This window comes from Sporanaerobacter sp. PP17-6a, assembly GCF_900095615.1.
GTDB lineage: Bacteria > Bacillota > Clostridia > Tissierellales > Acidilutibacteraceae > Acidilutibacter > Acidilutibacter cellobiosedens.
On the sequence record NZ_FMIF01000026.1, the window covers coordinates 95,760 to 107,190 of the forward strand.

At 33.7% G+C, this 11,431-nt stretch carries 10 protein-coding genes and 1 other RNA gene; 6 read left to right on the forward strand and 5 right to left on the reverse strand.

Annotated elements, in window-relative coordinates; all coding sequences use genetic code 11:
- The first annotated feature begins 428 nt into the window (after positions 1 to 428).
- Together ftsH and ssrS are read left to right on the forward strand one after the other, a co-directional pair.
- Positions 429 to 2,183, forward strand: coding sequence for an ATP-dependent zinc metalloprotease FtsH (gene ftsH / locus PP176A_RS11025; RefSeq protein ID WP_114219307.1), 1,755 nt, complete (start codon positions 429 to 431; stop codon positions 2,181 to 2,183).
- A gap of 84 nt (positions 2,184 to 2,267) precedes the next feature.
- A non-coding RNA gene (ssrS, locus tag PP176A_RS11030) (6S RNA) lies at positions 2,268 to 2,444 on the forward strand.
- 186 nt (positions 2,445 to 2,630) lie between these two features.
- Here ssrS and ltaE read toward each other — a convergent pair.
- Complete coding sequence (ltaE, locus tag PP176A_RS11035) at positions 2,631 to 3,674, reverse strand: low-specificity L-threonine aldolase (RefSeq protein ID WP_071140529.1); 1,044 nt, start codon at positions 3,672 to 3,674, stop codon at positions 2,631 to 2,633.
- A 194-nt stretch (positions 3,675 to 3,868) separates the two neighbouring features.
- Between ltaE and PP176A_RS11040 the strand changes: the two genes are divergently transcribed.
- The 4 genes from PP176A_RS11040 to PP176A_RS11055 all read left to right on the forward strand — a co-directional run bounded on the left by PP176A_RS11040 (position 3,869) and on the right by PP176A_RS11055 (position 7,229).
- The gene (locus PP176A_RS11040) at positions 3,869 to 4,543 is read left to right on the forward strand and encodes an NAD(P)H-hydrate epimerase (RefSeq protein ID WP_071140530.1); all 675 of its coding nucleotides are present in this window, start codon (positions 3,869 to 3,871) and stop codon (positions 4,541 to 4,543) included.
- Positions 4,544 to 4,633: 90 nt separating this feature from the next.
- Complete coding sequence (locus tag PP176A_RS11045) at positions 4,634 to 5,332, forward strand: response regulator transcription factor (protein ID WP_071140531.1); 699 nt, start codon at positions 4,634 to 4,636, stop codon at positions 5,330 to 5,332.
- Positions 5,329 to 6,402, forward strand: a complete 1,074-nt coding sequence (locus PP176A_RS11050; protein ID WP_234958912.1) for a sensor histidine kinase — start codon at positions 5,329 to 5,331, stop codon at positions 6,400 to 6,402. Before PP176A_RS11045 ends, PP176A_RS11050 begins: the two co-directional genes overlap by 4 nt.
- 155 nt (positions 6,403 to 6,557) lie before the next feature.
- Positions 6,558 to 7,229: an ABC transporter ATP-binding protein gene (locus tag PP176A_RS11055; protein WP_071140532.1), complete on the forward strand. Its 672-nt coding sequence runs from the start codon at positions 6,558 to 6,560 to the stop codon at positions 7,227 to 7,229.
- Positions 7,230 to 7,290: 61 nt separating this feature from the next.
- On the opposite strand, the gene PP176A_RS11060 is transcribed toward PP176A_RS11055, so the two are convergent.
- The 4 genes from PP176A_RS11060 to PP176A_RS11075 form a co-directional block, all read right to left on the reverse strand.
- Entirely contained in the window at positions 7,291 to 8,535 is a 1,245-nt protein-coding gene (locus tag PP176A_RS11060; RefSeq protein WP_071140533.1) for an adenosylhomocysteinase, read from the reverse strand.
- Positions 8,536 to 8,610: 75 nt separating this feature from the next.
- Positions 8,611 to 9,522 carry a cysteine synthase A gene (gene cysK / locus PP176A_RS11065; protein WP_071140534.1) on the reverse strand — a complete coding sequence of 304 codons (912 nt, stop codon included), beginning with the start codon at positions 9,520 to 9,522 and terminating at the stop codon, positions 8,611 to 8,613.
- Positions 9,523 to 9,525: 3 nt separating this feature from the next.
- Complete coding sequence (locus tag PP176A_RS11070; RefSeq protein ID WP_071140535.1) at positions 9,526 to 10,674, reverse strand: bifunctional cystathionine gamma-lyase/homocysteine desulfhydrase; 1,149 nt, start codon at positions 10,672 to 10,674, stop codon at positions 9,526 to 9,528.
- A gap of 21 nt (positions 10,675 to 10,695) precedes the next feature.
- Positions 10,696 to 11,319 carry a class I SAM-dependent methyltransferase gene (locus PP176A_RS11075; protein WP_071140536.1) on the reverse strand — a complete coding sequence of 208 codons (624 nt, stop codon included), beginning with the start codon at positions 11,317 to 11,319 and terminating at the stop codon, positions 10,696 to 10,698.
- Positions 11,320 to 11,431 lie beyond the last annotated feature (112 nt).

Genomic DNA, 11,431 nt, shown 5'->3' on the forward strand with positions numbered 1-11,431 from the left:
AGAAAGAGCGACTTTTTTTCAATACTTGACTTTAACAGTGTGGACATTTCGTCACCTCCTTAAAATATATTGGATGGACATGCTCTATATAAAAGGATTGTCCTCTCTTAACCACTTTAATATAAGAGATTATTATTTTGAGGTAAGTTCTATATACAAAATATAATTTTTATTGAAATAAATACAAATATTATCCTTTAATCATATATAAATGTTACTAATTTTATTATAATACAAAAATTTCAAAAAATAAAGGGATTATCAAAATATTTTGATAACATATTAATTGAACTGATAAGGTTACGGGTCAGGTTATTTAGTTACTTTATTTCCTATCATTCCATATGTAGGTAATAGACATAATAGTAAATTAATGCTATAATTTATTTATATTTACTTATATTATATAGATGTAGGAGGAATATATGATGAAATTGGACAAGAAGGTAAAAGTTCTAATGATTGTCATAATTTCTATGGCTCTGATTTCAGGCATATTTGTATATATAAATAAAGAAAATCAGTACAAAGAGACATCTTATAAAATTTTCTTAGAATATGTAAACAAGAATATGGTTGAAAGAGTTGACTTAAGCGATGAACCCAGAATTACAGGCAAATTAAAAAACGGAGAGTATTTTATAACTGATAATCCAAGAACTGAAAACTTTAAAGAATATCTTTTAAAAAATAATATCAAGGTAATTGAGACTAACGGTAGTTTGGTGACATTGCAAAGCGTTTTCTTCTTTTTGGTTATTGGTGCGGTAGGGGTAGCTGCCTATTTTATGAATAATAATGCATCAAAGCAGGCTCAAAAGGAAATTGAAATAATGTCGGACATGGAAGATATAGAGAATAACTCAAATGTAGTAACATTTGCTGATGTAGCAGGGAATGAAGAAGCAAAAGAATCGTTAAATGAGCTGGTAGATTTTCTTAAAAACCCTGAAAAGTACGGAAGATATGGAGCAAGAATGCCAAGAGGGGTTCTCCTGTATGGACCTCCGGGAACGGGCAAGACGTTATTGGCTAAGGCTTTGGCAGGGGAAGCAAAAGTACCGTTTTTTGCAGTATCGGGTTCGGATTTTATACAGGTTTATGCAGGCCTGGGGGCCAGCAGGATAAGAAGCCTTTTTTCAAAAGCAAAACAAAAAGGAAAAAGTGTTGTATTCATCGATGAAATAGATGCTCTTGGGAAGAAAAGAAGAGGAAATGTGGGAGGCGGAAGCGAGGAAAGCGATAGGACCCTTAATGCTCTTTTAACTGAGATGTCGGGATTTAGAGAAAATGAGGGGATCATAGTTGTTGCTGCAACAAATAGAATTGATACCCTTGATGAAGCCCTTCTAAGACCGGGAAGATTTGATAGACAAATAGAGGTAGGACTCCCTGATATAAATGCCAGATATCGAATATTAAAACTCCATGGAGAAAAGAAGCCTTTAGCTCCGGACGTAGACTTGAAGAAAGTTGCTCAAGAAACCGTATATTTTAGCGGAGCCAAATTGGAGAATCTCATGAATGAATCGGCGATGATGGCGGCGAGAGAAAATGAAGATTTTATTACTATGAACCATATAAACAGAGCTTATTATACAGTCCTTGTAGGAGAAGAGAAAAAGGATAGAAGCTGTATATCAGCCAAAGATAAAGAAATTACGGCTTATCATGAAGCAGGACATGCCCTAGTTACAAAAATGGTTTCAACACTGAACAGAGTTACAAAGGTAAGTATCATTCCGAGCACAAAGGGCATGGGCGGATTCAGTATGAATATTCCTCCAAACAGAATGTATCAAAGAAAGAAGGACATTGTAGATAACATAATGATTGCCCTCGGAGGAAGAGCAGCGGAGGAAATAATATTTGGAAAAGAAAATATTACTACAGGTGCTTCTAATGATCTAAAAAAAGCTACGGAAATGACTTTATCCATGGTTGGAAGTTTTGGAATGGATGAAGAAGCAGGGCTTATAAATTATGAGGTGCTTTTGGAAAATAAAATTGGTAATAACGATGAATTGGTCAAAAGAGCGGGAAAGCTAATAGATGGCTTTTATGAAGAAACGATGGATATAGTGACAAAAAATATAGATAGATTACAAAAACTTGCTGCTGAATTATTAGAAAAGGAAATGTTAGAAGAAAAAGAGATAAATGAGATTATTTTACAAGATTAATATTTTATTTAACCGCAAAAGTATATTTATTCCAACACTTATTACTTGCAGTATAATAAAAAAGAGGTTATAATATAAATAGAAACGTTTCTGCGATGTACGTAAGCCTATATAATTCAACCGACATAAGACATATGGGAGTCTTTAGTTCAACAGTCTATAACATGCCTCCTCTGAGTGGAAGTTAGAAGCTGCTGACAGATACCCACCTTTTAAAAGGCGGGCGTGAATTAGCTGGGAGTACGGCACCGCGGGATATAAAAATCCTTCGAATTATATCGAAGGATTTTTATTTTGTAATCCATAGGAAAGCTTATACTTCAACGGAAGTATAACGAATAAATATTGATTAAAAAAGAACTTTCCGTAAATGAGTTTCAAGAAAGGCTACCTTATAATGTTTCGATAGAAGCTTTTCTTATAATCCATAGGGAAATCAAGATTTCCTTAATATAAATTTCCCGTTAAGTGGGCTAGTTCTTTTATGGAATTAATAACAAAACCTATATCTTCTTTTGTAATTCCTGCGTGAGTTACGAATCTGTATTCTCCATCTTCAGCTTTATTGATTTTGATATTTTTCTCATACAGCTTATTTATAAAAGTTTTTTCCGGGATTATATTATCCTTCATTTCAAAGAAAATCATATTTATATCATTTTTATCAAACCTTACATTTATTCCGGGAATTTTAGATAATTCCGAAGCAAAATATTTTGCATTTTTATGGTCTTCTTCAAGTCTTAAAGTCATCTTTTCAAGGGCAATTATACCGGCTGCAGCAATTATTCCGGCTTGTCTCATTCCTCCTCCCATAAGTTTTCTGTTTTTTCTTGCTTTATCTATAAATTTTTTACTTCCTGCAACCATTGAACCTATAGGTGCTGCTAAACCCTTTGAAAGGCAAAACATAACCGTGTCACAGTATTTTGCTATATCCCTTGCGTCTACTCCTAATGATATAGCTGCATTAAATATTCTTGCTCCATCCATATGAACAGGTAAAGAATACTTTTCAGCTATTTTCTTTATTTCTTTGAGATTATCAATTTTGATTACCGCTCCACATCCATGAGCATTTTCTATGCAAATAAGCCCTGTTTCAGGCTGATGTATATCATCTTTTCTTATTGCTTTTTCGACATCTTCAGGAGACATAGTTCCATTTGTTGTATTAAGAGTTCTGAGTTGTACTCCAGCTATTACGGCTGATGCTCCGACCTCATGAACTACTATATGGTTTTCCTTTCCGATTATGACTTCCTGACCTCTTCTTGTATGCGTCAAAAGGGAAAGCTGATTACCAAAGGTTCCGCTTGGAACGAATAAAGCGGCTTCTTTTCCTACCTTTTCAGCAGCTATTTTTTCAAGTTTATTTACTGTTGGATCATCTCCGTAAACATCGTCTCCAACTAAGGCATTGGCCATTGCTCTTCTCATTTCGTCTGTGGGCATGGTTACGGTATCGCTTCTTAAATCAATGGATTTCATATATTTACCACCCTTTTATTAATCAATATTTTAATATTTCTTATTATATCATTATTTAATAAAATAGGGCAGGGGTTTTTATGGCCCATATGGAAATCAAAATTTCCTGTAATGAGTTTAAAAAAGGCTTTTTTAATTTTATGTTTTTATAGTATATAATATAGTCAGAATATAATTACAAGGAGGGATTAGTTATGATATCAGTTTCCGGAGAAGAGATGAAATTAATTGATAAATATTGTATTAAAAATTTAGGCATTCCGGGAATAGTTCTCATGGAGAATGCAGCATTGAAGGTATTGAAGAATATAGAAATGAATAAATATAACACTTTTGTCATTGTATGTGGAGTTGGAAATAATGGTGGGGACGGATTGGCATTAGGAAGACACCTAATGGTACAGGGGAAAAAGGCTCGATTTTTTATACTTGGTAATATGGATAGGGGAAGCAATGATTTTTCTGTTAATTATAATATAATCAAAAACATTAATGGAGATATTGTTCATATCAATAGTGATGAGGAATTATCTTTATTTAAAGATTCCATAATCGATTCAGATATAATTATTGATTCCATATTTGGAACGGGACTTACAAGAAATGTTGAAGGCATTTTTAAAGACGTTATTTTATCTATAAATAAAAGTGAAAAGTATGTTATATCAATAGATATACCTTCAGGCTTAGACGGAAATACAGGTAAAATTTTAGGAATTTGTGTGAAGGCTTCTAAAACTATTACCTTTCAGTTACTGAAAAGGGGATTGATGGGTATGGAAGAGCTTGCCGGAGAAATAATAGTTGAACCTATAGGAATACCTAATATGGTTATTGACTCCGTATTGGGAGAAAATTTGAAAAAATAATATTTTTAAATATAAAATTCTATCTTATAAATAGTTTAAATGGTTTTTTAATAAAGATGATGGATTAAGAAACGGGGAAAGGGTGAAATTATGAACAATTTAATAAATATATTATTAGTTGAAGATGATGATTCCCTAAACCGAGGGATTAGTTTTAAGTTAAAAAAGGAAAAGTTTAATGTTTTTTCCGCTAAATCAATAGAAGAAGGCAAAAAAATTTTTAATGAAAATTCAATAGATCTTATATTATTGGATATTGGTTTACCTGATGGAGATGGTTTTCAGTTTTGTAAGGACGTCAAAAAAATAAGGGATGTTTTGATCATATTTCTTACAGCTTGTGTCCAAGAAGTGGACATAGTTAAAGGATATGATTTGGGGGCAGATGACTACGTTACCAAGCCTTTCAGTTTGATGGTCCTTATATCAAAGATCAATGCCGTATTAAGGAGAAGAGAAAAAAGGGGAGCAGAGAAAATTCGATGTAAGGATATTATATATTATCCTGGGAATATGAAAATTTTTGTAGATGGGGAAGAGGTGTTTTTAACGAAAACAGAACTTAAACTATTTAAATGCTTCATAGATCATCCTCATCAGGTAATTATAAAAGAACAGTTTTTCAATGAAATATGGGATGGGGATGGGAATTTTTTAAATGAAAGCACTCTTCCTACAAATATTAGAAGGCTCAGAGAAAAAATTGAGCAAAATCCTTCTGAACCACAATATATAAAAACAGTACGAGGATTGGGTTACATTTGGGCGGAGGAGTGTTTTAAAGAATGATGATATTAAGAAAAGATCCGATTGTAAAAAAAATATTCATTGTTTTTACGGTAACAATTATTGCCTTTGGAATTGCAATGATCTTTAATAATTACTTTTTTATAGAAGAATTAGGGGATAATGGAGTAAAAATTTCCGCGGTTTACGGATTCATGGTTAAAAGTATAATTATTGTGGTTTTAATGATAGTTATAAGTATTTCATCATTCATATATGTATTGAAACGTATAATAGGCGAACTCGACAAAATATCCTTTGAGATAGACAGGATAATGGATGGAGATTTTTCTGCTGTTTCGGATACCAACGAAGAGGGGATACTGTCAAGGATAGAATTTCAATTTTTTCAGATGTCAAGGAGATTGCAGATAAATTTAAATGAGATAAACGATGAAAAAGAAAATGTCAAATCACTGGTAACCGATATTTCTCATCAACTAAGGACGCCTCTGTCATCTATAAAAGTGTTCAATTCGTTATTACTTGAGAATGGGATTAGTAAAGAAGAGGAAGAAGAGTTTTTAAACAGGATAAAAAATGAGGAAGATAAACTTGAATGGCTTCTGAATTCTTTAACTAAGATTTCAATGATGGAAACAGGATTGATTCAGTTAAAAAAGAAAAAGGATAATATTAAATCTACAATAATCGAAGCAGTTAATGGCATTTATTTAAAAGCCTCGGAAAAAGGCATAGATATAAAAATGAACAATTTGCAGGATATTTATATTTGCCATGATGCCAAATGGACAAAAGAGGCTATATTTAATGTTCTCGAAAATGCTGTGAAATACACTGATGAAAATGGAGAAATAGATATTTCTATAGAGAAATTGGAGAGTTACATAAAGATAGATATAGACGATAACGGCATAGGTATTCCATCTAAGGATATAAGAAAGATTTTTGACAGATTCTACAGAGGAAATTCGGAGAGGGTTAGAAAAACTCAAGGATCGGGCGTGGGATTGTATCTTACAAGAAAAATACTGGAAGAACAGGGCGGAAGTATAACGGCTTTTTCAAAAGAAGGACAAGGCAGTGAATTTACAATATTAATGGTTTTATAAGTTTTTACTTTAATTATCACTGCAAAACTGTAAATTCCATATGATATAATCAATACCACAGCTATTATATTATTGTGCAGCTTGGGATATTCAGAGGCTTATTCGATAATTGGGTTTAGGGACGGATGATAATTATAAGGGAAAGGTGAAGCTAAATGAAGATATTAGAAACAAAATCTTTGAAAAAGTATTATGGGAAGGGCGAAAGTTTAGTAAAAGCATTGGACGGAGTAGACCTATCTGTAGAAGAAGGAGAATTTGTTGCAATAGTAGGTTCTTCAGGTTCCGGCAAGACGACTCTTCTTCATATGATGGGAGGATTGGACAGGCTTACGTCTGGAAGGGTGTTTATAGATGGGAAGGATATATATTCTATGGATAATGAGAGTTTAACCATATTTAGAAGGAGAAAGATAGGATTTGTTTTTCAATCCTATAACCTGATTCCTGTGTTGAATGTATGGGAAAATATAATCTTACCTATAGAGTTTGATTTAAAAGTTGTAGACGAAGAGTTTATAAAAGAAATTATGAGAACTTTAAATATTATCGGGAAAAAGGATGCTTTCCCTAATGAATTATCAGGAGGACAGCAACAAAGAGTTGCGATAGCAAGAGCTTTAGCTACGAGACCTTCCATAGTTCTTGCAGATGAACCTACAGGGAACCTTGATTCAAAAACGAGTTTGGAAGTGTTGAATCTTTTAAAGCAATCCATAAAAAAATATCACCAAACCTTAGTAATGATAACCCATGATGAAAGGTTAGCCCAAATGTCAGACAGAATAGTAAGGATTGAGGACGGAAAATTAATCAATGAAGAATAATTAGAAGTAAAAAAAAGAAGCCCCTCATAGAATTTTGCTTTCTATTCTGAGGCGACCTCTTTTACCAGCTTTTTAAATATTTTTCTTGTTCTTCTGTAAGACGGTCAATTTCTATTCCCATTGATTTTAATTTTGTTGTTGCTACTTCTTTATCTATTTCATCCGGAACATCATATACTTTGTTTTCCAATTTTCCTGCATTATTTATTAAATATTTTATGGACAGAGCTTGAATGGAAAAACTCATATCCATTATTTCTGCCGGATGGCCGTCTCCTGCAGCGAGATTAACTAATCTTCCTTCAGCAAGAAGGTTTAATATTTTTTTGTCCGGCATTACATATCCTGTAATATTTTTTCTCATTTCCCGCTTTTCTATGCTCATTTCTTCAAGATCCGGTTTCCAGACTTCACAGTCAAAATGTCCGGCATTGGCCATAATAGCACCATTTTTCATCAACTTATAATGCTCCTTTGAAAGAACTTTCATATCACCCGTTACAGTTATAAAAATATCTCCTATTTTTGCAGCTTCTAAGGAAGGCATTACTTTAAAGCCGTCCATATGAGCTTCTATAGCTTTAATAGGATTGATTTCACAGATTATGACTTTGGCGCCGAGGCCCTTAGCTCTCATGGCAACGCCTTTGCCGCACCATCCGTATCCTATTACCACTACATTTTTACCTGCAACTATAAGATTTGTCGTTCTCATTATTCCGTCCCAGACGGACTGACCTGTACCATATCGGTTGTCAAAGAGATATTTACAATAAGCGCCATTAGCAGAAATCATGGGGAATTTTAATTTGCCTTCTCTTTCTCTTGCTTTAAGCCTTAATACACCTGTAGTAGTTTCTTCCGAACCTCCGATGATATTTTTAATAAGTTCCTGTCTTGTTGTATGGAGTAAATTAACCAAATCTCCTCCGTCATCAAGTATTATATTTGGTTCGATATCTAACGCGGAATTTAGATGATTATTATATTCTTCAGAAGTGGAGTTATACCAAGCATATACTTTCAGGCCGTCCTCAGCTAATGCCGAAGCCACGTCATCCTGAGTAGAAAGGGGATTACTTCCTGTTACCGTTACATCCGCTCCTCCCGCTTTAAGGACTTTAGCCAGATAGGCTGTTTTTGCTTCCAGATGTATGGACATGGTTATTTTTTTCCCTTTAAGTGGCTGTTCTTCCGTAAATTTTTTTTCAATAAATGATAATACCGGCATATAGCCTTTTACCCAATCTATTTTTTTATGTCCCGATGGTGCCAAATTTATATCCCTAATTAAATTTTTACGCATTTATTCTCCTCCTGACTTTCTAAGAATAACTTGTATATCTGAAATATTATCACATAAAATACAATTTTAAAATAATCAATATATATTTTTGCTAAAATATCTGTCTCCTCTATCGGGCAATACGACCACTATATTCCCTTTGTTTATAGTTGAAGCCAATTTTAATGCCGCACTTACGGCAGCTCCCGAAGACGATCCCACGATTAATCCTTCTTTTTTTGCCAATTCCTTTACCATGTCAAAGGCTTCATTGTCATTAACCTTTATAAAACTGTTTACTAAAGTCATATCAAGGGTGTCCGGAATAAAATCGTTGCCTATACCTTCAATTTTATAACTTCCTTTGGTACCCCCACCTATTATGGAGCCTTCCGGATCTGCAATTATTCCCTTTATATTTGGATTTTTTTCCTTGAGATATTTGACTATGCCGGTGAAAGTGCCTCCGCTTCCTGCTCCTGCTATTAGATAATCTATTTTGCCATCCAATGCTTCATATATTTCCGGTCCCGTAGTTTCATAATGAGCCAACGGATTTGCAGGGTTTTCAAATTGGTTTAAAGAAACGGAATTATTGATGGTACTTAATAATTCTTCAGCTTTTTCTATAGCTCCTTTCATTCCTTGTTTCTCAGGAGTATTTACTATTTCCGCCCCAAAGGCTTTCATAAGCAATTGTTTTTCTATGGAAAATTTTTCTGGGACCGTAAATATTACTTTGTATCCTTTATTTATTGCGGCCAAGGCTATGCCTAATCCCGTATTTCCGGCAGTTGGTTCTATAATAGTGGAACCCTTTTTTAAAATCCCCTTTTCTTCAGCTTTTTTAATCATATATATGCCGATTCTATCCTTTACGCTTCCTCCCGGATTGAATATTTCAAGTTTAGCGAAGATATTTACTCCTTCCTTGACAGAAATATTATTTAATTTGAGTATCGGTGTTTTTCCAACCAATTCTTTTATATCGTTATAATATGACGGCATTATTTATACCTCCTTGCTTGATTCCAAGCTTTCTTTCAGGTCATTGATCAAATCTTCTTTATCTTCGATTCCCACGGATAATCTTATTAAATTATCCGTTATACCGACTTTTTGTCTTATCTCATAGGGAATAGCAGCATGAGTCATAGATGCAGGATGGCATACAAGAGATTCTACTCCTCCGAGACTTTCGCCAAAGGTTATAAGAGAAAGATTTTTGAAAAACTTTTTATAGTTATATTCCCTTCTGAGAACGAAGGAGATCATTGCTCCGTAGCCATCGGCTTGCTTCTTTTGTATATCATGTCCCGGATGTTCTTTAAATCCCGGATAGTATATTTTTTCTATTTCAGGTCTGCCCTTTAAAAATTGTGCGATTGATCTTGCATTTTCATCGTGTCTGTCCATTCTTACTGAAAGAGTTTTTATTCCTCTTATAAGTAAAAATGAATCAAAGGGACCGAGAATTCCTCCAGTGGAATTTTGTATAAAATGTAATTTTTCTGCCAGATCTTCAGTATTTACCACTGCAAGTCCTGCCACCAGATCGCTATGACCTCCAAGATATTTTGTGGCACTATGGATTACTATATCGGCGCCTAATGGAATAGGCCTTTGCAAATATGGAGTCATGAAAGTATTATCAACTATAGTGAGAATTTTATGTTTTCTTGCTATCTTTGCTGCCTCCTCAATATCAGTAATATCCATAAGAGGATTCGTAGGAGTTTCGATATATATAGCTTTCACATTTTTATCGATGTTTTTTTCTACTTCGTTAAGATTTGACGTATCAACTATTTTATATCCTATATTAAAATTATTAAATATTTGGTTAAGAACTCTGAAAGTTCCGCCATATACGTTATTTGATATTATAATCTGATTCCCTGACTTGAATAGGGAAAGTACTGCTGTAATTGCTGCCATTCCTGAGGCGAATGCAAAGCCTGCATATCCCTCTTCAAGGTCGGAAATAAGTTTTTCTAACGATTCTCTTGTGGGGTTTCCCGTCCTTGAATATTCATAACCTTTATTTATGCCAAATTCGGGTTGCTTAAAGGTAGATGTCTGATAAATAGGTATGTTTACAGCACCTGTGAATTCATCCCCATCTTTTCCTCCATGAATCAATAACGATTTTATTTTCATTTTTTCCTCCTCATATTATATTTATTTTGTTGCCGCCGCTATGAATATACCTGTTTCCGTGTATTCGCCCTTACTGGAATATCCCTTGCATCTTAAGTCCGTATTTTCTATATTGATATCAGTGAACTTTGCCTCTTTAAGCCATGCATAAATGGTATCATTTGAAAAACCCAACCATTCGTCAAACATTTCTTCTCTTGCCCATTCTCCGTTATGTTCAGTTACATCTGATATTACTAATTTGCCTGATTTTTTCAGTACTCTGTACATTTCATTTATAGCTTTCTTAGCATCTTTAATATGATGAAGTGCCATGTTTATAAATACGGCATCTAATGATTCATCAAATAAAGTAAGGTTATCAAGAGAGGAGTTCAGAGGGTAGATATTTTTCAAATTTCTCTTTAATGCTTCTTCTTTTAATTCTTTGAGCATATTTCTTGAATTGTCAACTGAAAATACTATATTTGAGTCATCAGCAAGAGCTAATGAAATAAAGCCGGTTCCGCAGCCTAAATCAGCAACTACCTTATCCTTTATATTTACTTTTGATAAAACTTTGTATTTTAGTCGTTCCTCAAAGTATTCACTTCGTATTACATTCCATTTTTTAGCTACAGTGTTGAAATATTGTATTGAATTCATAAGTACACCTCCTTTAAATTTGAAGACTTATATACAAAAAACAAAAACTTCCGCCTCTATTTCTTAGAGGCGGAAGTAAATTCCACGGTTCCACTCTAATTATTATATATAA

Coding starts and splice junctions, on each gene's coding strand:
- PP176A_RS11045 (WP_071140531.1), top strand. CDS start 4,634: ATGAACAATTTAATAAATATATTATTAGTTGAAGATGATGATTCCCTA.
- PP176A_RS11075 (WP_071140536.1), bottom strand. CDS start 11,319: ATGAATTCAATACAATATTTCAACACTGTAGCTAAAAAATGGAATGTA.
- ltaE (WP_071140529.1), bottom strand. CDS start 3,674: ATGAAATCCATTGATTTAAGAAGCGATACCGTAACCATGCCCACAGAC.
- PP176A_RS11050 (WP_234958912.1), top strand. CDS start 5,329: ATGATGATATTAAGAAAAGATCCGATTGTAAAAAAAATATTCATTGTT.
- cysK (WP_071140534.1), bottom strand. CDS start 9,522: ATGCCGTCATATTATAACGATATAAAAGAATTGGTTGGAAAAACACCG.
- PP176A_RS11070 (WP_071140535.1), bottom strand. CDS start 10,674: ATGAAAATAAAATCGTTATTGATTCATGGAGGAAAAGATGGGGATGAA.
- PP176A_RS11040 (WP_071140530.1), top strand. CDS start 3,869: ATGATATCAGTTTCCGGAGAAGAGATGAAATTAATTGATAAATATTGT.
- ftsH (WP_114219307.1), top strand. CDS start 429: ATGAAATTGGACAAGAAGGTAAAAGTTCTAATGATTGTCATAATTTCT.
- PP176A_RS11060 (WP_071140533.1), bottom strand. CDS start 8,535: ATGCGTAAAAATTTAATTAGGGATATAAATTTGGCACCATCGGGACAT.
- PP176A_RS11055 (WP_071140532.1), top strand. CDS start 6,558: ATGAAGATATTAGAAACAAAATCTTTGAAAAAGTATTATGGGAAGGGC.